We start from the raw sequence: 20066 nt of genomic DNA, 5'->3' as shown, positions 1-20066 counted from the left end.
CCATGGTCCCGAGCATCCCGGTCAGCGTCGACCTGGTCGTGCTCACCGTACGCAACCATGCTCTCAGCGCTCTGGTGTGGCGGCGCGACAACCCGCCGTTCCTGCGCCGCTGGTCGCTGCCCGGCGGCTTCATCCAGCTCGACGAGGACCTGCCGGCCGCCGCCCACCGCGTCCTCGCCGAACGCGCCGGCCTCCCGGGCGCCCCGGTGCACCTGGAGCAGCTCCAGACGTACGGATACCCCGACCGCGACCCGCGTCAGCGTGTCCTGAGCGTCGCCTACCTGGGCCTGGCCCCCGACCTGCCGGCCTCGGAGAAGGCGCACATGAGCTGGCAGCCGGTCGAGGCGCTGACCGTCATGGCCTTCGACCACCGCCGCATCATGCTCGACGGGGTCGAACGGGCGCGGGCCAAGCTGGAGTACACGTCCCTGGGCGCGGCCTTCTGCCCGCCGGAGTTCACCGTCGCCGACCTGCGCCGGGTGTACGAGATCGTCTGGGGCCGCCCCCTGGATCCTCGTAACTTCCACCGGAAGGTCACCAAGGCGGAGGGCTTCCTGGTGGAGACGGGCGCCACCACCACCAGAGACGGCGGCCGCCCCGCCAAGCTCTACCGCCGCGGCCCGGCCGAACTCCTCCACCCCCCCATGCTCCAAGAATGACCCCCACCCCACCCCACCCGAGCGTCCCGCCTGTGGACGCGGTTGGAGACCCTGACTTGACCCGTTCTCCTGTGGATGTCATCGAGACTCCTCGCCTGGTCCTCGTGCCCTTGCAGGTGGAGCACGCCGCGGAGATGGCGGCCGTGCTCGCCGACCCGCGCCTGCACGAGTTCATCGGCGGCGCCCCCGCCACCGAGCAGGAGCTGCGCGCCCGCTACGAACGCCTGGTCGCGGGCCCGCCCGGCTGGCACAACTGGGTGCTCCGCCTGCGCGCCGACGGCCGTCTGACCGGCTACGTGCAGGCGACCGTCGAGGAGGGCACGGCCGAGATCGCCTGGGTGATCGGAGTGCCGTGGCAGGGCCGCGGCCTGGCCGCCGAAGCCGCCCGCGCCCTCGTCACCTGGTGCGACACCCAGGGCATCGGCACAGTGGTCGCCCACGTCCACCCCGAGCACAGAGCGTCCGCCGCCGTCGCCGCCCACGCCGGCCTCCACGCCACCGACCTCGTCCAAGACGGCGAAACCCGCTGGCAACGCCCCCACCCATAACCTCCCACCCCACAACCCCGACCTCGAAGGACCCCTGAAGGACGCGTCCCCAAGGCCTGCGCCATCAACAGGCAGGCGTGTCCCCCCACGCATGGCCCGCGCCGTTGGCCAGGAGGGTTTCGTGCCGGTGTTGATGACGTCCCTGCCGGATGCCTCATGGGGTCGGGGCTCTTAAGGTAGTTCTATGCCTCGTTTCCGCCACATCCTGGACACCATGCCCCCCTACAAGCCGGGCAAGGCCGTGGTCTCCGCCGACGGCCGGTCGTACAAGCTGTCCTCGAACGAATCCCCCTACGACCCGCTGCCCTCCGTGGTCGAGGCCGTCGCCGAGGGAGCCCGGCAGATCAACCGCTACCCCGACCCCGGCGCGGTCAAGCTGACCGAGGCCATCGCCGAGCGGTACGACGTGCCCTTCGAGCACATCGCGCTCGGCGCGGGCTCGGTCACGGTGGCCCAGCAGTTGTTCGAGTCGGTCGGCGAGCCCGGCGTCGAGGTCGTCTACGCGTGGCGGTCGTTCGAGGCGTACCCGCTGCTGGCCGACCTCTCCGGGGTCACGTCCGTCCAGGTGCCGCTCACGGGCGAGGATCACGACCTGGACGCCATGGCGGAGGCGATCACCGACCGCACCCGCATGGTCTTCGTGTGCAACCCCAACAACCCCACCGGCACCGCGATCCGCCGCGACGCGCTGGTGTCCTTCCTCGACCGCGTGCCGGAGAACGTGCTCGTGGTGCTGGACGAGGCCTACCGCGAGTACGTCCGCGACGAGGACGTCCCCGACGGCCTGACGCTCTATCGCGACCGCCCGAACGTGTGCGTCCTGCGCACGTTCTCCAAGGCGTACGGGCTGGCGGGCCTGCGGGTCGGCTACCTGATCGGCCACGAGCCCGTGGCGTCGACCGTCCGCAAGACGATCATCCCGTTCGCCGTCAACCACCTCGCGCAGGTCGCCGCCATCGCCTCGCTGAAGGCCGAGGACGAGCTGCTGGAGCGGGTCGAGCGGGTGGTCAAGGAGCGCGGCCGCGTCCGCGAGTCGCTGATCGAGCAGGGCTGGACGGTGCCGCCGACCGAGGCGAACTTCGTCTGGCTGCGGCTCGGCGAGCGCACCCTCGACTTCGCCGCCGCCTGCGCGGTGGAGGGCGTGGCCGTGCGGCCGTTCGCGGGGGAGGGTGCCCGGGTGTCCATCGGCGACCCCGAGGCCAACGACGCCTTCCTCGCCGCGGCCAAGAAGTTCCGCGGTTAGGCGCTGACCTCTTCGGCGAGGGCCGCGGTCCTGGTCCTGGCGCGTCGCTCGGTGGAGACCACCAGGGCGACGCCGACCAGGATCACCGCGCCCCCGGCGATGATCTGCGGGGTGACGTGCTCGTTCACGACCAGCATGCCGAGGAGCACGGCGACGGCCGGGTTGACGTACGCGTACGTGGACACCAGCGAGATCGGCGCGTTCCCCAGCAGCCAGGTGTAGGCGGTGAAGCCGACCAGCGACCCGACCAGCACCAGGTAGGCCAGCGCCGCCCAGGAACGTCCGGAGACCGCCGCCAGGTCGAGCCGTTCGCCGAGCGCCATGCCGGTCACGGCCAGGCCGGCGCCGCCGACCAGCATCTCGATCGTGCTGGCCGCGAAGGGGTTGGCGGGCATGGGGATGCGCGCCGACAGGAACGAGCCGACCGACCACGAGAACGACGCGAGCAGGATCACCACGATCCCGGCGGTGTCCACCGACTGGCCGCCGGTCAGCGACAACGCCGCGACGCCGCCGAACCCGACGAGCACGCCCGCCAGCGTCAGCACGGCCGGCCGGTCCCTGACCAGGATCCTGAACACGACCAGCCAGAGCGGCACGGACGCCACGAGCAGCGCGGCCAGGCCGCTGGAGATGTGCTGCTCGGCCACGGCGACCATGCCGTTGCCGCTGGTCAGCAGGAGCAGGCCGACGAACCCCGCCCCGCAGAACTGCCGCCACGACATCCGGAACGGCTCCAGACCCTTCCTGATCACCAGAAAGCCGCCCAGCAGCAGCGCGGCCGTCACGAACCGCAGCGCGCCGCTCAGCATCGGGGGCATGGTCTCGATGGCGATCCTGATGCCGAGGTAGGTCGAGCCCCACACCACGTACACGATCGCCAGGGCGCTCCAGACCAGGAGCGGAGCCCGGCTGTCAGTGGTGTTCGCACTCATGGGTCATGACCCTACCGGGCTACTCGGACATGACACCGGCGGGTATCAGACTTCGGACTTTGGCGGGATATTAGCGATCGGCGGCTTTCACGCCACTGTCGAGGAGGGCGGGCCGGCTGAGACGATCGCGACTGTCCAGCAATGAAGGGATATGTCGTAGATGTCAGCCGGCACCTCCACTCCCGCCGCCCCCAACGCCGCCGCCCTCGCCCACTTCGCCGCCCGCCTGGCCTTCGAGACCGACGTCTCGGACGTGGCCGCCGACCTGACCGCCGGATCGCCGGGCGTCGTGGTCGTCGACTCCCGCAGCCGGGAGAGCTGGGACCAGGGACACGTCCAGGGGGCGGTGCACCTGCCCACGGCCGAGATCGCCGCGCGGGCCGCCGCGCTGGTCCCGAAGGACGTCACCGTCGTCACCTACTGCTGGGGTCCCGGCTGCAACGGCGCCACGCGGGCCGCCCTGGAGTTCGCCAGGCTCGGTTACGCGGTAAAGGAGATGCTCGGCGGCTTCGAGTACTGGGCCAGGGAGGGGTTTCCGGTCGAGACCGCGTCCGGCGTCACGCGGGGGCCGATCGACGCGCTGACGGCGCCGGTGTCCGGGATCGCGTGCGCCTGCTGAGAGCGTCCCCAATCCAAGCGAGGTGACCGGCTATATCCGGACACCCCGATCAGTCGACCAGTGCCGCCAGACGGCCCCACAGCCCCTTCCGGACGCCTTCCACGCAAAGGGGGGCGACCGTAGGGGAAAGTTTGGCGCCCCCGTCCGAATCCCGTCGATCGGGGGCGTCGGTGAACATACCCGCATCTACTCGGGTCAACCAATAAGTCCCCAAGAGTCAAGGGGATTGTCCGTGCCTTTGACTCCTGAGGTCAAGAATTCGGCACCCGCCGCCCCTGAAAGGGGACGACGGGCCCCGTACGGTCATCGCGGGCCGAGCTTCTCCACGATGAGCCGGTAGAGCTGGCGCGGACGCCCCGGCTGCGGGGTGCGGTTCGGCGGTAGCGGCCACGCGAGTCCCTCGTCAACCAGCGTGCGCAGCAACCGTCGAGCCGTGCGAGGCGTCACCCCGAGCATCTTGCCCGCGCCCTCGGCGTCGACCACCGTGTCGCCGCCTTCGAGCTTCGCCGCCAGCCTGGCCAGTACTTCCACGCCCTTCGGTTTGAGCGCGGTCGACCCGGTGGGTGGCATCCGGGGAGCCGGGATGAGTGCCCGGCCCTCGCGGTCCACCGCGAATCCCTGGGCCTGTTTGCCCGCCTGGGTGCGGGCCAGCGCGGCCCGCGCGTGCGACTCCGCGTCGTGTGTCGTACGCCCCATCCCGACGCCCACCTCGACCGCCAGCCCCAGCTCGTCCCGGATCCTGGCCGCGAAGGGCAGCACCCTGAACCCGTCGGTGGCCGCGGCGATCGAGCCCCTGGTCGCGGTGACCAGGTAACTGTGATCGTCGATCGGCCAGACGGTCGCGTTGATCCGGTTCGCCTCCTGGACCAGCAGCCGGTGCAGCGACAGCCGCAGCTCGTCGCGCCAGTAGCGTGGCGCCGCGCGCCGCACGGGCTCGCGCAGCGTCGGCACCTCCACCAGCACCACGGTGAGCTGTGACTCCTCCAGCCGGTGATGCGCCCCGAGCAGCGCCGCGGTGTGCAGCGCCGTCCGGACCGCCGCCGAGGTCGGCCTGATCCTGATGACCGGTACGCCCGCGGCATGCAGGCGTTCGGCCACCGCGGGCAGGCACGTCAGTGCTCCCGAGGTGGCGCCCTGACGGGCCAGCCGTTCGTGGTAGGCCGCGATCGTGCCCGTGGCGCCGGGCTCGTCGCGGCTGTGCACGTCCGTGGCCGGTATGCCGAGGTCGGTGTACGCCTCCTCGACATCCGCCCTGCTGACCACGTCGACGCTGACCCGTTGCGGGTCCATCCGAGTGTCCAGTGCGGCCTTGGCCAGCGCCGCCACCAATGCAGCTCCACCGAGTTGCACGTAGGTCGCGGGCATCGTCAGCACGCCTGATCGCCTGGCCAGGTCATAAGGGACCGGGCTGGCGAACAGACACGCGTCGACACCGGGACCGAGCCGCGTCACCTTGTCGGGCGCCTCCTGTTCGTCGCGGTACGCGGCCGCGACCAGGCGACACGGCAGCGGTGCCGCGGCGTGACCCATCAGCATGACTCGCTCGACCAGGTCGTGGGGTCCGACCACGCCGATGGTGAGGTCCGGTGTCATGGCGCCCGGGCGTGACACTCGGGGAGTTTCTTCGGCCCTCTCGACCAATGTTCGTCCCATCCTGCCGTCCGTTGCAGTGCTCTCTTTTGGAACGATCGCTCGCGGGGGCCGTAATGTCACGCCCGACTTTTCCGGAAAGTCGTTCTAGTTGACCGCCCGACAAGATGTCTCAGCAGCTCAACGCGGTTTTTCTCATGTTTTTTAGCGCTCAGAAATCTCTCGTGTAATGTCCGCGCCGAGCGCGCGCATTCGCGCCGCGAGATGTGCGTGGCCGCGATCGATGAGGTATCCCGACTCGATGACGGTCTCGCCTTCGGCCGCCAGACCGGCGAGCACGAGCGCGATACCGGAGCGCAGATCGTGCGCCGTGACTTGTGTGCCCTTGAGCGGCGTGTGGCCGCGTACGACGGCCCTGCTGCCCTCGACCTCGACGTCGGCGCCCATCTTGTTGAGCTCGCCGGCCAGGGCGAAACGGCCGTCGAAGATGCGCTCGTGGATGTAGCTGGTGCCGTCGGCCAGGGCGGCCACGGTCATCATCGGCGACTGCAGGTCGGTCGCGAACCCGGGATAGGTGTCGGTGATGATGTTGATGGGCCGCAGCGGGCGGTCGCACCGGACGTGCAGCACCGCGCCCTGGCGGGCGAAGTCGACGCCCATCTGCTCCAGCTTGTAGCGGACGACGCCCAGGTCGAGGCCGGTGCCCACGAGGCTCAGCTCGCCCCCGGTGATCGCCGCGGCCATCGCGAACACGCCCGCGTCGAGCCGGTCGGGCATCACGGTGTGCTCGACGGCGTGCAGCTCCTCCACGCCCTCGACGGTGATGAACCCGGTGCCGCCGCCGCTGATGCGCGCGCCCATCTTGGTGAGCATGTCGATGACGTCGAGCACTTCGGGCTCAAGGGCCGCGTTCTCGATCACCGTCGTGCCCTTGGCCAGGGCGGCGGCCATGATCAGGTTCTCGGTGCCGGTGTGGGAGGGCGTGTCGAGGTAGAGCGTCGCGCCGGTCAGGCCGCTGGCCTTGACGTGGATGACGGTCTCGCCCTCGTCGACGATCGCGCCCAGCCGCTTGTAGCCCAGGTAGTGGAAGTCGAGGTTGCGGCTGCCCAGGTTGCAGCCGCCGACGCCCTCCACGATCGCCTCGCCCAGCCGGTGGAGCAGCGCGGGGGTGAACAGCACGGAACCGCGGAACCGGCGGGCGATCTCGGCGGGCAGCACCGCACTGCTCAGCCTGGAGGCGTCGATGACCAGCGTGCGCTCGGACTCGTGCAGCTCCACGTACGCGCCGATCGTCTCGGCCAGCTCGACGGCGCGCCGGACGTCTTCGATGATCGGCACGTTCCGCAGCACGGTACGGCCCTTGGCGGCCAGCAGAGCCGCACCGATCATGGGAAGCACGGCGTTCTTCGCGCCCTGGATGAACGCGGTTCCACGCAGTGCGTTGCCACCGCGCACGCGGTAACGGACCATTCGTGCGGCTCCTTGAAATCAACGGTCAGGCTCGATCGGGCCAACAGTAGTGGCTAACACCAGGTGGCCCAGCCGAATCATCCGCTAAAGGAAGCCCCCGTGACGCGCTCATATGCTTCCAGGTATCGCTGCCTGGTGCGCTCGACGACATGGTCGGGAAGTCGGGGCGGGGGGTTTCCGGAGGATTTGTCCCATCCGGATTCGGGCGAGAGCAACCAATCGCGTACATATTGCTTATCGAAAGAAGGTTGCGCCCGGCCCGGCTTCCACTCGTCGGCCGGCCAGAACCGCGACGAGTCCGGCGTCAGCACCTCGTCGCCCAGCGTCAGTACGCCGTCGGCGTCCCAGCCCAGCTCGATCTTGGTGTCGGCCAGGATGATGCCGCGCTCGCGGGCGATCTCCGCGCCGCGCGTGTAGACGTCGATCGTGATGCGCCGCAGCTCTTCGGCGGTCTCCGCGCCGACCTCGGCGACCACCTGCTCGAAGGAGATCGGCTCGTCGTGCTCTCCCTGCGGGGCCTTCGAGGAGGGGGTGAAGATCGGCTCCGGCAGCCGGGAGCCGTCCTCCAGGCCGGCGGGCAGCGGCACCCCGGAGACCGTGCCGGTCGCGCGGTACTCCGACAGGCCGCCGCCGGTCAGGTAGCCACGGGCCACGCACTCGACCTGGACCATGCGCAGCGGCTTGCACACCACGCTGCGCGCGTCGTCGCCCCCGGACAGGATGTGGTTGGGCACGACGTCCTTGAGCTGGTCGAACCACCACAGTGACATCTGCGTGAGGATGGCCCCCTTGTCGGGGATGTCCGGCTCCAGCACGTAGTCGAAGGCCGAGATCCGGTCGGAGGCGACCATCAGCAGCAGGCCCTCGTCGGTCTCGTAGAGGTCGCGTACCTTGCCGGAGTGCAGGTGCTTCATCGGGCGATGTCCGTCCTGTGGTGCGAGCCGCGCAGCTCGACGCGGTCGACGAGGTCGTAGGCGTTGCGACGGGCGCTCTCCCGGTCGGGGCCGTTGCCGACGACGGTCAGCACACGCCCGCCGTTGGAGACGATCTCGCCGCCGGGGCCGCGCGTGGTGCCGGCGTGGATCACGTACGCGTGCTCGGTCTCGGCCAGGCCGGTGATCACGTCGCCCTTGACCGGCGCGTCGGGATAGTTCTCCGCCGCGATCACCACGGTCACCGCCGAGCCGTCCTTGAACACCGGGTCGAGGCCGAGCTCGCCGGTCGCGCACGCCATCAGCAGCCCGCCGAGCGGCGTCTCCAGCCGGTCGAGCAGCACCTGCGTCTCGGGGTCGCCGAAGCGGGCGTTGAACTCGACCACCTTCGGCCCCTTCCCGGTCAGGGCCAGCCCCACGTAGAGCACCCCCTGGTACGGCAGCCCGCGCCGGCCCAGCTCGGCGATCGTCGGATGCACGACCTCGCGCATGACCTGCTCGGTGAGCCCGTCCGGCGCCCAGGGCAGCGGCGTGTACGCGCCCATGCCGCCGGTGTTGGGCCCCTCGTCGCCGTCGTAGGCCCGCTTGAAGTCCTGGGCGAGCTGGAGCGGCACCGCCGTGCTGCCGTCGCAGAGCGCGAACAGCGACACCTCGGGCCCGTCGAGGAACTCCTCGATCACCACCCGCTCGCAGGCCCGCGCGTGCTCCAGCGCCTGGTCGCGGTCGCGCGTGACGACCACGCCCTTGCCCGCCGCCAGGCCGTCGTCCTTGACGACGTAGGGGGCGCCGAACTCGTCGAGCGCCGCGGCGGCCTCCTCCTCGGTCTCGCACGTGCGCGCCCGGGCGGTCGGCACGTCGGCGGCCTGCATGATCTCCTTGGCGAACGCCTTGGAGCCTTCGAGCATGGCCGCCTCGCGGGTCGGCCCGAAGCAGGCGATGCCGGCCTCGCGCACGGCGTCGGCCACGCCCGCCACGAGCGGCGCCTCCGGCCCCACCACGACGAGGTCGGCCCCCAGCCGCCCGGCCAGCTCGGCCACCTGCGCGGGATCGACGGGATCGACGGGATGAACGGTCGCGACGCCTTCGATGCCCGCGTTACCGGGAGCACAGTGGAGCTCGCTGACCTGGGGATCGAGTTTGAGCGAACGGCACAGGGCGTGCTCACGCCCTCCGGAACCAATGACTAGAACGCGCACGTGCCCCATTGTCGCAGGCCCGCCGCCTCGCCCGGCGCGGGTCTCGTGCACGTCCCGGGCCGTCGAATGCCGGAACAAGCCCGCATCTTTGTGTGGTTCTACCTGATCCGAGCGCCCTCCGGCGAGTATCGTCGTTTGGGTTCACCCGCCTGTGGTAGGTTAAGGCGGCTTTGCGGCGTCTCTTGTGATTGGAGGTGGTCCGGGATGAATCCTGGTGATCCCAGCAGTACGTGCTCTCCCACGTACGCCCCAGTTACCCCCGACCACTCCAATCCGGCAGCCTGATCGTGCCTCCACGCATTTGTGTCGATTGAGGTGACTTTTCATCGCGCGTGGAGCGTGCCAGGTCGGGCGGAAAGGGACTGCCATGCGCTCGTCCACGCTTTTCCGTCGCATCAACCGTCACCCTGTTCAGCCGCATGCCGCGCGCTCGCTTGCCAAGCCGGTGCGTGAGGTCTGCGTGCCTCCTGTCGACTCCATCGTCGAATTCGGCGCCTACATCCAGGGCAAGAAGGTCTGCGCGCCGGGCATCGTCGAATCCCTCGAACTCGTACGCGAGCACAACAAGAAGGCCGACGGCGCGAACGCGTTCGTCTGGGTCGGGCTGCACGAGCCCGAGGCGCCCGAGGTGGAGTGGCTGTCCGAGGTCTTCGGGCTGCACCCCCTGGCCGTCGAGGACGCGGTCAAGGCCCACCAGCGTCCCAAGGTGGAGCGTTACGGCGAGTCGATGTTCATGGTGCTGAAGACGGTCGCCTACCTCGACCACGACGAGCTGACCGCCAACAGTGAGATCATCGCGACCGGCGAGATCATGGTGTTCCTCGGGGTCGACTTCGTGGTGACCGTGCGCCACGGCGAGCACTGCCCGCTCACCCTGGTCCGCGAGCGCCTTGAGGGCAAGCCCAAGCTGATGAACCGCGGCCCGGCCGGCGTGCTGCACGCCATCGCCGACCACGTCGTGGACCAGTACCTCCAGGTGGCCGACCTGATGCAGCTCGAACTCGAAGAGGTCGAGGCGACGGTCTTCGCCGACGTCAGCTCCCGCGACATCAACCGGATCTACCAGCTCAAGCGGGAGATGCTGGAGATGAAGCGGGCCGTGACCCCGCTGCAGTCGCCGCTGTCGGCGCTGCCGCAGCGCCGCGTCATCCCCTCGGAGATGCGCGAGTACTTCCGCGACGTCGGCGACCACCTGTCGCGCGTCTGCGAGCAGGTCGAGTCCTCCAACGAACTGTGCAGCTCGATCCTCCAGGCCGCACTGGCCCGCTCGAACGCCCTGGCCAACGAGGACATGCGCAAGATCTCGTCGTGGGTCGCCATCCTGGCCGTGCCGACGATGATCGCCGGCATCTACGGCATGAACTTCGACTTCATGCCCGAGACCAAGCAGGTCTGGGGCTATCCGGCGGTGCTGGCCGTCATGATCAGTGCCTGCTTGCTGCTGCACCGCGGCTTCCGCCGCAACGGCTGGCTCTGAGCCGCGCTCAGACGCTCACGGGCTTGAGCGGCCGAACTCCCTCCGGCAGCTCAAGGCCGCGCTCGCGCCACAGCTCCCGCATGCGGTCGGGGTAGTCGGTCACGATCCCGGCCACGCCGAGGTCGATCAACCGCCCGGCCAGGGCCTGGTCGTTGACCGTCCAGACCGCCACGTCAAGGTCCGCCGCGACCGCCTGGGCCATCAGCTTCTCGTCGACCATCACGTGCTCGGGCGAGAGCGTGGTGGCGCCGGCCTCGCGGGCGGCGGCGGGGATGTCGTCGCCCAGCCCGCCCTCGTGCCAGTGGAGCGTGTCGAGCTCGATCAGCGCGAACCGCCTGGCCGCCGGGGCGAGCCGGGCCGCGTGCCTGATGACCCGCCAGTCGAAGCTGAGGACGGCGGCGTCGCCCAGCCTGCCGTGCCGGTCGAGCTCCTCGACCACCAGCTCGGTGAACATCTCGGGGTCGGCCGTCAGCTCCGGCCTGGTGGGGTCGGACTTCAGCTCGACGTGCAGCCGTACGTGCTCGGCCTCGTAGGCGTTGACCAGCCCGAGCACCGCGCCGAGCGTGGGCATCCTGGTCTCCGGCATGGCGACCTGGGTGAGCGCGAACGGGTCGTCGAGGTGGCGGGGCAGGCGTACGCCCACGTCGAGCGTACGGAGCTGGGCGAGGCTGAGTGCGTTGATCGGCTTGCCCACGTACGGGAAGAGCGGATCGCCCTGCCGCAGCGGCCGGCGGTCGGCACTGGTGACGGCCGACACGGTGAGGTCGTGCGTGAGCACGAGGCGGCGATCGGCGGTGAGGGCGACGTCGAACTCGAGCGCGTGAACGCCGAGCTCCATCGTGTGGCTCAGGCCTGGCAGGGTGTTCTCCGGCCACAGGCCCCGCGCTCCCCGGTGACCATGAATCTCAACGCGCACACGGGGGACACTACCTGGCGCGAGGCCCGCTGAGGCAGTGCCACGCCGTGTCCTTTTTATCCTGCTACGCCCTGGTCGAACGCTGAAGCCTGCCAAGAGGACCCTCCCACCGCTTATTGCACGATAAATGCAACTACCTTGCAATAAGCTGGAACTCATGACGGAGGTTCTCAAACATGCCCATTCCGCAACAGTCCGGGCATGGGTGGACGGCTGGGTGATCTCCCGCAACGCCCCGCGGCCCGTACCCGAACCGTGGGGCCTCAGAGTGGACGTCGGCCTTCCCGGCCACGTGGCGCGGCACATCGTCGCCACCCCGACCCCGGAGATCCTGGCCCGCCTGACCGGCACCCTCACCGCCCCCGGCACCTGGCTCAAGCTCTGCGCCCCCGCCGAGGCGGTCGCCCCCTCCCTGCCCCCCGAGTGGTCCGTGCAGGAGCAGGAGTACATGATGACCACCGCGTCCCTGCCCCGCACCACCCCGAAGGCCCCTGCGGGCTACACCCTGGCCATCACCACCAGGGCGGGGGTGACCGCGGCCCGGCTGCTCACGGCGGCCGGCGAGGTGGCGGCGCGCGGCCAGTTCGCCGTCGCGGGCGGCGCCGCCGTGGTCGACCAGGTCGAGACGGCCGCCGAGCACCGGCGGCGCGGCCTCGGCACGGTGGTCATGAGCGCGCTCGCCGCCGCCGCCGTCTCCCGGGGCGCCCGCACGGGCGTCCTGGTCGCCACCGCCGCCGGTCAGGCCCTGTACGAAACCCTCGGCTGGACCCTGCACACCCCGATGACCGCCGCCGTCCTCACCGCGCCCGGGGAGGCCGCCGTCAGGCCGTAGTCCCACGACAGTCCCACGACAGTCCCACGACGCACGAGGGGCCCGGCGCGTCTCCCGCGCCGGGCCCCTCGTCACGTGCCGGTCAGACCAGCGACCGGACCACCACGGTCTGGTCGCGGCCCGGGCCGACGCCGATCGCCGAGATGGGCGCCCCGCTCATCTCCTCAAGCGTCCGCACGTAGGACTGCGCGTTCGGCGGCAGGTCGTCGAACGACTTGGCGTTGGAGATGTCCTCCTTCCAGCCCGGCAGCTCCTCGTAGACCGGGACCGCGTGGTGGAAGTCGGTCTGGGTCATCGGGATCTCGTCGTACCGGACGCCGTCGACCTCGTACGCCACGCACACCGGGATGCTCTCCAGGCCCGACAGGATGTCGAGCTTGGTGAGGAAGTAGTCGGTGATGCCGTTGATCCGGGTCGCGTAGCGGGCGATCACCGCGTCGAACCAGCCGCAGCGCCGGTTGCGGCCGGTGGTGACGCCGTACTCGCCGCCGGTCCTGCGCAGCCACTCGCCCGTCTCGTCGGTCAGCTCCGTCGGGAACGGCCCCGAGCCCACGCGGGTCGTGTACGCCTTCAGGATCCCGATGATCTTCGTGAGCCGGTTCGGCGGGATGCCCGCCCCCGCGCACGCGCCCCCCGACGTGGGCGAGGAGGAGGTGACGAACGGGTACGTGCCGTGGTCGATGTCGAGCAGCGTGCCCTGACCACCCTCCAGCAGCACGAACTTGCCCTCGTCCAGAGCCTTGGAGAGCACGAGCGAGGTGTCGGCGATGTGCGGCTTGAGCCGTTCGGCGTAGGCCAGGTACTCCTCCAGCACGGCGGCCGGATCGATGCCGCGCCGGTTGTAGACCTTGGTCAGCACCTGGTTCTTCTCGGTCAGCGCGACCTCGATCTTCTTGGCGAGGATGCCCGGGTCGAGCAGGTCCTGGACCCGCACGCCCATACGGGCGATCTTGTCACCGTACGCGGGGCCGATGCCGCGCCCGGTGGTGCCGATCTTGGCCTTGCCCAGATAGCGCTCGGTGACCTTGTCCAGCGCCTTGTGGTGCGGCATGATCAGGTGAGCGTTGGAGGAGATCAGCAGGCGCTCGGCGGAGATGCCCCGCGCGGCCAGCCCGTCGATCTCGCTCAACAGCACCCCCGGGTCGATCACCACGCCGTTGCCGATCACTGGCACGACGTCCGGCGACAGGATCCCCGTCGGCAGGAGATGCAGAGCGTATTTCTGGTCACCGATGACGACGGTGTGTCCCGCGTTGTTGCCACCCTGATAACGGACGACGTAGTCGACGTCGCCACCGAGCAGGTCGGTGGCCTTGCCCTTGCCCTCATCGCCCCACTGGGCCCCAACGAGAACGGCAGCCGGCATTGTTCAGTCTCCCGAGCACAAAACGAAACCCCTGGCGCAAGTGCGACAGGGGCTCTTGCGTAGAGAGACTACCCGAGTCTGCCCATTCGTCCCAAGGCGCGTGGCCCCAATGCGGTCCTAGCCCTTGGTCAGCGCCTCATATCCGGTGTCGGTGCTGTCCTTGAGGAACTGCAGACAACGCTCGGCCTCGTCCTTCTCGCCGATGGACTGCGCCGCCCTGGACAGGGCGTAGAGGCAGCGCAGGAAGCCGCGGTTGGGCTCGTGCTCCCAAGGGATGGGACCGTGGCCCTTCCAGCCGCTCCTGCGTAGCTGGTCGAGGCCGCGGTGGTAGCCCGTGCGGGCGAAGGCGTAGGAGGTGACGGCATGGCCCTGCGCGAAGTATTCCTCCGCGAGCGCGGCCCAGGCCGCCGGGTGGGCCGGGAAGCGGGCGGCCACGTCGGCGGCCTTGGCCCCTGATTCGAGCGCCTCCCTGGCCTCGGGCAGGTCCGGCAGGTGAGTCGGGGGCGGCCCGGCGAGAAGGTTATCCATAGGACAAGTCATACCCGCCGCGCCGCCCAAGTGGCTAGGAGATCTTCGTCCCACTGCTCTTGAGGTTGTGGCAGGCCTCCGCCACGCGGGCCGCCATGCCGGTTTCGGCGCTCTTGCCGTAGGCACGCGGGTCGTACGCCTTCTTGTTGCCGACCTCGCCGTCGACCTTCAGGACGCCGTCGTAGTTGCGGAACATGTGGTCGGCGATCGGCCTGGTGAAGGCGTACTGGGTGTCGGTGTCGACGTTCATCTTCACGACGCCGTAGGAGATGGCCTCGTGGATCTCCTCCAGCAGCGAGCCAGAGCCGCCGTGGAAGACCAGGTCGAACGGCTTGTCCTTGCCGTACTTGGCACCGACCGCCTCCTGGATGTCCTTCAGCACGCTCGGCCGCAGCTTCACGTGGCCCGGCTTGTAGACGCCGTGCACGTTGCCGAACGTGGCGGCCAGCATGTAGCGGCCATGGTCGCCGACGCCGACGGCCTCGGCGGTGGCCAGCGCGTCCTCGGGCGTGGTGTAGAGCTTCTCGTTGATCTCGCCGACGACGCCGTCCTCCTCGCCGCCGACCACGCCGATCTCCATCTCCATGATGATCCGGGCGCGGGCGCACTTCTCCAGGAGCTCCTTGGCGATCTCCAGGTTCTCCTCCAGCGGCACGGCGGAGCCGTCCCACATGTGCGACTGGAAGAGCGGGTCGAGGCCCTTGGACACCCGCTCCAGCGAGATGTCGATCAGCGGCCGCATGTAGCCGTCGAGCTTGTCCTTGGGGCAGTGGTCGGTGTGCAGCGCCACCGTGACCGGGTATTTGGCGGCGACGACCCGCGCGTACTCGGCCAGGGCGGTCGCGCCCGTCACCATGTCCTTGACCGTCGTGCCGGAGAGGAACTCGGCGCCACCCGTCGACACCTGCACGATGCCGTCGCTCTCGGCCTCGGCGAACCCGCGCAGCGCGGCGTTCAAGGTCTGAGAAGAGGTCACGTTGATCGCCGGATAGGCGAACCCGCCCGCCTTGGCACGGTCGAGCATCTCGGCGTAGACCTCTGGAGTCGCGATGGGCATAAGTCATCTCCCTGAGAAGTACGGCTTCGCGCCTGCCCAGTATCCCGGCTCGCAACCTCAACTGGTAGTGACAACGCGAGCCGGATGGCCACATCCGATCCGCTCGGCTCCAGGTAGGCTCACGGGGTGGACTGGCTCTGGAATCTCCTCGACCCGACGTGGTGGCTCACCATCCTCGGCGCCTTCGCCACCATCGGCGTCCTGGCCATCATCTTCGCCGAGACGGGTCTGCTGCTCGGCTTCTTCCTGCCGGGCGACTCACTGCTGGTGGCGGCGGGGATCTTCAGTTCCGCGTCGCTGGTCGTGGGCGAGGCGCCGCCGATCTCCTTCCCCGTCCTGGTGATCGGCACACCGTTGTGCGCCATCGCGGGCGCACAGCTCGGCCACTTCCTGGGGGCCAGGTTCGGCAGGAAGATGTTCGACAGGCCGGACTCCCGGCTGTTCAAACGCGAACACGTGATGCGGGCCGAGGAGTTCTTCCAGAAGTTCGGGCCGGCCAGGGCGGTGGTGCTGGCGCGGTTCGTGCCGATCGTCCGCACGTTCATGAACCCGGTGGCCGGCGTGCTGGAGATGCCCGCCAGGCGCTTCTTCCTGTGGAACGTCATCGGCGGCGTGGTCTGGGTCGAGGGCCTGGTGCTGCTCGGCTACTTCCTGGGCAGCAAGGTCGACCCCAAGCAGATCGACAAGTACATCCTGCCGGGCGTGTTCATCATCGTCTTCATCTCGCTGATCCCGATCATCATCGAGGTCGTCAAGAAGCGCCGCGAGCGCAAGCGGCTGCCCCTGCCCAACGGCAAGCACCACCGCGTGCCCTCCAGCACCGACCCCCAGCACTGACCCCGACGCCGACCGAGCCTCGCGCCCCGGCTGAGCAGGGCGCGAGGGAGGTCGTCACAGTCCGAGGTCCTGGAGACTGAAGGCGGTGCGGTAGTCGAGCCCCTCCTCCGCCATCCGCGCGCCCGCGCCCCGGTCGACGATCGTGGCCACGGCCACCACCTCGGCGCCCGCCTCCCGCAGTGCCTCGACGGCGGTCAGCGGCGAGCCGCCGGTCGTCGAGGTGTCCTCCACGGCCAGCACCCGGCGCCCCTTCACCTCGGGCCCCTCGATCCGGCGCTGCATGCCGTGCGACTTCTGCGTCTTGCGCACCACGAACGCGTCGAGCGTGCGCCCGCGCGCCGCCGCCGCGTGCAGCATCGCGCAGGCCACCGGGTCGGCCCCCATCGTGAGCCCGCCCACGGCGTCGAAGTCGAGATCGTCGGTCAGGTCGAGCATCACCTTGCCGACGAGCGGCGCGGCCACCCCGTCGAGCGTGATCCGCCGCAGGTCGAGGTAGAAGTCGGCCTCCTTGCCCGAGGAGAGCGTGACCTTGCCGTGGACGACGGCCTTGCGCTTGATCTCGGCCAGCAGGTTGTCGCGGTCTGTCATGCGCCCAAGCTTAGGGTCCCAGGGTCAGCGTTCTGATGAGAGCGAGGGCCTGCGCGTGCGCGCGGGGGAGCCGGCGCACCCGGACGCGGGGGTTGCGGCCGTGCAGGATGTCGGTGGCGCGCAGGCGGGCGACCTTGCCCGGCAGCCGCTCGTCCTCCGTGGTCACCGCGCCCACGCGGACGGGGGCGAGCAGCGCCAGCGTCTCGTCGCCGGTGAACACCTTGCGCAGCGCCGTGGCCAGGTTCAGTGCCGCCGCCAGCCGCTCGGCCAGCTCTCCGATCGGCCCGTACGGCTCGGCCACCACCAGCAGGTGCCCGCCCGCGACCGCCCCCCGGTAGAGCTCGCCCAGCCTGGTACGCAGGTAGGCCACCGTGGCCAGCCCGGTCAGCGGGTCCTCGCACTGCAGGTCGTTCATGGGCGCGAAGCTGCGCTCGGCCCACCCCACCGCGTACGCCCGTACCAGGGGGAACGACGGTTCGCCCCGGTCCGTGACGGCGAACAGCGCCGCCAGATCGCTCAGCCCCTCGGCGATCCCCACGCCCGCCCCGGCGCGCGCCGCGCCCAGTTCCTCGCAGGCGCGCGGCAGGTCGCCGCCGTCCGTCGCGGCCTTGATCGCGTACTGCACGGCCGGGGCCCACCAGTCGTCGGCCAGCGACCATCCCGCCGCCATGCTCCGGCCGCGCCAGCGCGCCTGCACATCCTCGTCCATGCGTGCCTCCCCTAGTCCTCAGAGGTAAAGACGGCGCTCCGGTTTAGTCATGACGGAGAATGCGGAATGATTGCGCGGGGCAACCCACCGTAATCGTGAGGTCACAATGAGTGTGGAATCGCCGCGTAGCGATGCGGACCTGCTGAAGGAGGCCAGGGCCGGCGACGCGACCGCGTACGGACGGCTCTACGAGCGTCACGTGGCCGCGGCCCGCGCGCTGGCCAGGCAGTTGGTCAGAGGCGAGTCCGAGGTCGAGGACGTCGTGGCCGAGTCGTTCACGAAGATCCTCGACCTGGTGGGCAGGGGCGGCGGGCCGGAGTCGGGGTTCCGCACGTACCTGCTGACCGTCGTGCGCCGTACCGTCTACGACCGCAGCCGGGTCGAGAGCCGCCAGGTGACCACCGGCGAGATCGAGCAGTACGACCCGGGCGTGCCGTTCGCCGATCCTGCGCTCGTCGGCCTGGAGCGGTCGATGATCTCCCGCGCGTTCCTGTCGCTGCCCGAGCGCTGGCGGGCGGTGCTCTGGCACACCGAGGTGGAGAAGTGCAAACCCGCCGAGGTCGCGCCGCTGCTCGGGCTGTCGGCCAACGGGGTGGCGGCGCTGGCCTACCGGGCGCGCGAGGGGCTGCGGCAGGCGTACCTGCAGATGCACCTGCGCGCCGCGCCGCAGCACGAGTGCCGTCCCGTGCTCGGCAAGATGGGCGCCTACGTCAGGGGCGGCCTGGCCAGGCGCGACTCGCGAGCGGTCGACGACCACGTCAACGGCTGCGAGGAATGCCACGGCGTGCTGCTCGAACTGACCGACGTCAACCGCGGCCTGCGCGTCATCGTCGGCCCGTTGATCGCCGGCCCGGTGTTCGGCGGCTACGCCGCGGCGCTGGCCAAGACGGGCGCGGCCGGCGGGGGAGCGGGCTGGCTGCTGCGGCTGCTCGGCCGGCTGCGGCGGACGCCCTCGCGGCAGCAGGTCGTGGCGGCGGGCGGCGTGGCGGTCGCGTCCGCGGCGGTGGCGGCGTTCGTGCTGGTGTCCGGGGAGTCGCCGGTGGCCAGGCCGCCGGTGCCCGCGCCGACGCCCCTGGCCCAGCCTCCGGCGTCGGTGCGCCCGGTGCCGCTGCCCGTGCCGAGCGAGCCGCCGGCGCGCGTCCCGCCGCCGCGGAAGGAGCCGCCGGGCAGGCCGCGGCTGCGGGCCACCATCGGCGCGCTCGGCGCCCTCGTACGCGCCCAGCCCGGCATCGTCGGCATGCGCCTGCGCAACGACGGCGACGGCCCGAGCGGCGAGCTGGCCGCGACCGTCGAGCTGCCGCCCGGCGTGACGCTCCTCCCGTCCGCGAGGCGCGGCCAGGGGGTGGCGCTCCTCGATCCGGTGGGGGCGGTCGACGGCTGGGCCTGCCGGCAGTCCGGTCAGGGCGCGCGGTGCGCCAGGCAGCCGCTGGCGGCCGGGCAGGGCACGGCGGTGTTCCTGCGCGTGCTGGTGTCGGGGCAGGCCCCTGAGGGCGCCGGGCCCGCCGTACGCGTCGACGCGGACGGCCTGCACGTCAAGGCGCGGGCCGAGCAGGGCGTGCGCACGGTGGGGGCGTCGGCCAGGTTCGCCACCGAGGGCAGGGTCGCCGTCAGGGCGATCGGCAACACGCTGCTGAGCTGCCCCGAGGAGCACGACGGCTGTGCCGAGGCCAGGCGCCGTCAGGGCGACCAGCGCGACAACGACCTGTGGCCGATGACCGCGCTCGACCAGGACGCCGGCCCGGCCACCACCGCCTCCAGCGCGGCCCGGCTCACCCTGCCCAAGGACAGCCGGGTCGTGTGGGCGGGCCTCTACTGGTCGGCGAGCGGCGCGGCGGCGGGGCCCGTCAAGGTCAGGGCGCCTGGCCGGCGCACGTACGTGTCGGTCCGTCCCGACCACGTCACGACCCTCGACATGCCGCTCGGCCCGGCCTACCAGGCGTTCGCCGACGTCACCGCGCTGGCCGGGCAGGCGCGGCCGAGCGGCCTGTGGTGGGCGGCCGACCCGCCGATGGCGGAGGGGGCCTCCAGTCACGCCGGGTGGAGCCTGGTGGTGATCGTGACCGGGCCGCGGCAGCCGTACAGCCAGGCCGTGGTGCTCGACACGGCCACCGTGATCGGCGGTCCGGTCGGCAAGGTGCGCATGCCGCTCGGCGGCCTGGGCCCGGCCGCCGCGCCCGCCAGGGCAGAGCTGGTGACCTGGGAGGGCGACGCCGACCTCCAGGGCGACAAGGTCTCGCTCGGCACCGGCGCGATCACCCCGGAGGGCGGCGACCGCGACCGCGCCAACGTCTTCGACGGCTCCTCCAACGGCGTCAGGGGGATGACCTTCGGCGTCGACGTCGACACGGTCGAGGCCGAGCTGGGCCGCGATCCGGGGCTGACGATCGTGTCCGACAAGGACGTCGTCCTGTTCGGAGTGGCCGCGCTGAGCGTCAGGGCACGCTCATGACCACGAACAGGACAAACTGGTACGGTCTGCCTAAATGGTCCGGTCGGACGGCGGCCCACGGTCGAATCGTCGGGATTCACCCTCGCGCGATCACCTGCTTTCATTACCCTGAGAG

The 20066-nt window shown here is 70.6% G+C and carries 19 protein-coding genes; 8 read left to right on the top strand and 11 right to left on the bottom strand.

Features of this window, described 5'->3' with window-relative positions; translation table 11 throughout:
• Nucleotides 1–2: 2 nt before the first annotated feature.
• From ACIHAD_RS24720 to hisC, 3 genes are all read left to right on the top strand, one after another.
• Nucleotides 3–659: an NUDIX hydrolase gene (locus ACIHAD_RS24720; protein WP_397356970.1), complete on the top strand. Its 657-nt coding sequence runs from the start codon at nt 3–5 to the stop codon at nt 657–659.
• A 104-nt stretch (nt 660–763) separates the two neighbouring features.
• Entirely contained in the window at nt 764–1207 is a 444-nt protein-coding gene (locus ACIHAD_RS24715; protein ID WP_397356969.1) for a GNAT family N-acetyltransferase, read from the top strand.
• A gap of 184 nt (nt 1208–1391) precedes the next feature.
• Complete coding sequence (hisC, locus tag ACIHAD_RS24710) at nt 1392–2450, top strand: histidinol-phosphate transaminase (protein ID WP_397356967.1); 1059 nt, start codon at nt 1392–1394, stop codon at nt 2448–2450.
• On the opposite strand, the gene ACIHAD_RS24705 is transcribed toward hisC, so the two are convergent.
• On the bottom strand, nt 2447–3385 hold the full coding sequence (locus ACIHAD_RS24705; protein ID WP_397356966.1) for an EamA family transporter: 939 nt from the start codon (nt 3383–3385) through the stop codon (nt 2447–2449). The genes hisC and ACIHAD_RS24705 overlap by 4 nt on opposite strands.
• A gap of 160 nt (nt 3386–3545) precedes the next feature.
• Between ACIHAD_RS24705 and ACIHAD_RS24700 the strand changes: the two genes are divergently transcribed.
• Complete coding sequence (locus ACIHAD_RS24700; protein ID WP_397356965.1) at nt 3546–4004, top strand: rhodanese-like domain-containing protein; 459 nt, start codon at nt 3546–3548, stop codon at nt 4002–4004.
• Nucleotides 4005–4307: 303 nt separating this feature from the next.
• Here the strand turns inward: ACIHAD_RS24700 and ACIHAD_RS24695 are convergent, their stop codons facing one another.
• From ACIHAD_RS24695 to purD, 4 genes are all read right to left on the bottom strand, one after another.
• A complete protein-coding gene (locus ACIHAD_RS24695; RefSeq protein WP_125644142.1) occupies nt 4308–5597 on the bottom strand; it encodes a GTP cyclohydrolase IIa in 1290 nt (429 codons plus the stop codon).
• Between the two features lie 201 nt (nt 5598–5798).
• On the bottom strand, nt 5799–7064 hold the full coding sequence (murA, locus tag ACIHAD_RS24690) for a UDP-N-acetylglucosamine 1-carboxyvinyltransferase (RefSeq protein WP_397356963.1): 1266 nt from the start codon (nt 7062–7064) through the stop codon (nt 5799–5801).
• A gap of 77 nt (nt 7065–7141) precedes the next feature.
• Nucleotides 7142–7978: a phosphoribosylaminoimidazolesuccinocarboxamide synthase gene (locus tag ACIHAD_RS24685; protein ID WP_397356962.1), complete on the bottom strand. Its 837-nt coding sequence runs from the start codon at nt 7976–7978 to the stop codon at nt 7142–7144.
• Nucleotides 7975–9192, bottom strand: a complete 1218-nt coding sequence (gene purD / locus ACIHAD_RS24680) for a phosphoribosylamine--glycine ligase (RefSeq protein WP_397356960.1) — start codon at nt 9190–9192, stop codon at nt 7975–7977. The genes ACIHAD_RS24685 and purD overlap by 4 nt, the downstream gene beginning before the upstream one ends.
• Nucleotides 9193–9652: 460 nt before the next feature.
• On the opposite strand from purD, the gene corA reads away from it, so the two are divergent.
• Nucleotides 9653–10669 carry a magnesium/cobalt transporter CorA gene (gene corA, locus ACIHAD_RS24675; protein WP_397356959.1) on the top strand — a complete coding sequence of 339 codons (1017 nt, stop codon included), beginning with the start codon at nt 9653–9655 and terminating at the stop codon, nt 10667–10669.
• A 7-nt stretch (nt 10670–10676) separates the two neighbouring features.
• Here corA and ACIHAD_RS24670 read toward each other — a convergent pair whose 3' ends face one another.
• Nucleotides 10677–11585, bottom strand: a complete 909-nt coding sequence (locus ACIHAD_RS24670; protein ID WP_397356958.1) for a glycerophosphodiester phosphodiesterase family protein — start codon at nt 11583–11585, stop codon at nt 10677–10679.
• A 157-nt stretch (nt 11586–11742) separates the two neighbouring features.
• Here ACIHAD_RS24670 and ACIHAD_RS24665 point away from each other — a divergent pair, with 157 nt between their 5' ends.
• Nucleotides 11743–12417, top strand: coding sequence for a GNAT family N-acetyltransferase (locus tag ACIHAD_RS24665; protein ID WP_397356957.1), 675 nt, complete (start codon nt 11743–11745; stop codon nt 12415–12417).
• An 82-nt stretch (nt 12418–12499) separates the two neighbouring features.
• Here the strand turns inward: ACIHAD_RS24665 and ACIHAD_RS24660 are convergent, their stop codons facing one another.
• From ACIHAD_RS24660 to fbaA, 3 genes are all read right to left on the bottom strand, one after another.
• On the bottom strand, nt 12500–13783 hold the full coding sequence (locus ACIHAD_RS24660) for an adenylosuccinate synthase (protein ID WP_397356956.1): 1284 nt from the start codon (nt 13781–13783) through the stop codon (nt 12500–12502).
• Nucleotides 13784–13900: 117 nt separating this feature from the next.
• Nucleotides 13901–14311 (bottom strand): DUF3151 domain-containing protein, encoded by a 411-nt coding sequence (locus ACIHAD_RS24655; protein WP_397356955.1) that lies wholly within the window; start codon nt 14309–14311, stop codon nt 13901–13903.
• 34 nt (nt 14312–14345) lie between these two features.
• Nucleotides 14346–15368 carry a class II fructose-bisphosphate aldolase gene (gene fbaA, locus ACIHAD_RS24650; protein ID WP_397356954.1) on the bottom strand — a complete coding sequence of 341 codons (1023 nt, stop codon included), beginning with the start codon at nt 15366–15368 and terminating at the stop codon, nt 14346–14348.
• A 126-nt stretch (nt 15369–15494) separates the two neighbouring features.
• Between fbaA and ACIHAD_RS24645 the strand changes: the two genes are divergently transcribed.
• Nucleotides 15495–16205: a DedA family protein gene (locus ACIHAD_RS24645; protein WP_397356953.1), complete on the top strand. Its 711-nt coding sequence runs from the start codon at nt 15495–15497 to the stop codon at nt 16203–16205.
• A 54-nt stretch (nt 16206–16259) separates the two neighbouring features.
• Here the strand turns inward: ACIHAD_RS24645 and pyrE are convergent, their stop codons facing one another.
• Together pyrE and ACIHAD_RS24635 are read right to left on the bottom strand one after the other, a co-directional pair.
• Nucleotides 16260–16793, bottom strand: a complete 534-nt coding sequence (pyrE, locus tag ACIHAD_RS24640; RefSeq protein ID WP_357966018.1) for an orotate phosphoribosyltransferase — start codon at nt 16791–16793, stop codon at nt 16260–16262.
• A gap of 10 nt (nt 16794–16803) precedes the next feature.
• Entirely contained in the window at nt 16804–17502 is a 699-nt protein-coding gene (locus tag ACIHAD_RS24635; RefSeq protein WP_397356952.1) for a hypothetical protein, read from the bottom strand.
• Nucleotides 17503–17614: 112 nt separating this feature from the next.
• Here ACIHAD_RS24635 and ACIHAD_RS24630 point away from each other — a divergent pair, with 112 nt between their 5' ends.
• Complete coding sequence (locus tag ACIHAD_RS24630; protein WP_397356951.1) at nt 17615–19951, top strand: sigma-70 family RNA polymerase sigma factor; 2337 nt, start codon at nt 17615–17617, stop codon at nt 19949–19951.
• Nucleotides 19952–20066: the final 115 nt, after the last annotated feature.

It is taken from the genome of Nonomuraea sp. NPDC052265 (genome assembly GCF_044547985.1).
In the GTDB taxonomy this organism is placed as follows: domain Bacteria; phylum Actinomycetota; class Actinomycetes; order Streptosporangiales; family Streptosporangiaceae; genus Nonomuraea.
This window is presented reverse-complemented; position numbering and strand designations above follow the sequence as displayed.

What these genes read in the sequence shown, in the direction of transcription:
- ACIHAD_RS24720 (WP_397356970.1), top strand. Translation starts at nt 3, where the DNA reads ATGGTCCCGAGCATCCCGGTCAGCGTCGACCTGGTCGTGCTCACCGTA.
- hisC (WP_397356967.1), top strand. Translation starts at nt 1,392, where the DNA reads ATGCCTCGTTTCCGCCACATCCTGGACACCATGCCCCCCTACAAGCCG.
- ACIHAD_RS24705 (WP_397356966.1), bottom strand. Translation starts at nt 3,385, where the DNA reads ATGAGTGCGAACACCACTGACAGCCGGGCTCCGCTCCTGGTCTGGAGC.
- ACIHAD_RS24700 (WP_397356965.1), top strand. Translation starts at nt 3,546, where the DNA reads ATGTCAGCCGGCACCTCCACTCCCGCCGCCCCCAACGCCGCCGCCCTC.
- ACIHAD_RS24695 (WP_125644142.1), bottom strand. Translation starts at nt 5,597, where the DNA reads ATGACACCGGACCTCACCATCGGCGTGGTCGGACCCCACGACCTGGTC.
- murA (WP_397356963.1), bottom strand. Translation starts at nt 7,064, where the DNA reads ATGGTCCGTTACCGCGTGCGCGGTGGCAACGCACTGCGTGGAACCGCG.
- ACIHAD_RS24685 (WP_397356962.1), bottom strand. Translation starts at nt 7,978, where the DNA reads ATGAAGCACCTGCACTCCGGCAAGGTACGCGACCTCTACGAGACCGAC.
- ACIHAD_RS24665 (WP_397356957.1), top strand. Translation starts at nt 11,743, where the DNA reads ATGACGGAGGTTCTCAAACATGCCCATTCCGCAACAGTCCGGGCATGG.
- ACIHAD_RS24660 (WP_397356956.1), bottom strand. Translation starts at nt 13,783, where the DNA reads ATGCCGGCTGCCGTTCTCGTTGGGGCCCAGTGGGGCGATGAGGGCAAG.
- ACIHAD_RS24655 (WP_397356955.1), bottom strand. Translation starts at nt 14,311, where the DNA reads ATGGATAACCTTCTCGCCGGGCCGCCCCCGACTCACCTGCCGGACCTG.
- fbaA (WP_397356954.1), bottom strand. Translation starts at nt 15,368, where the DNA reads ATGCCCATCGCGACTCCAGAGGTCTACGCCGAGATGCTCGACCGTGCC.
- pyrE (WP_357966018.1), bottom strand. Translation starts at nt 16,793, where the DNA reads ATGACAGACCGCGACAACCTGCTGGCCGAGATCAAGCGCAAGGCCGTC.
- ACIHAD_RS24635 (WP_397356952.1), bottom strand. Translation starts at nt 17,502, where the DNA reads ATGGACGAGGATGTGCAGGCGCGCTGGCGCGGCCGGAGCATGGCGGCG.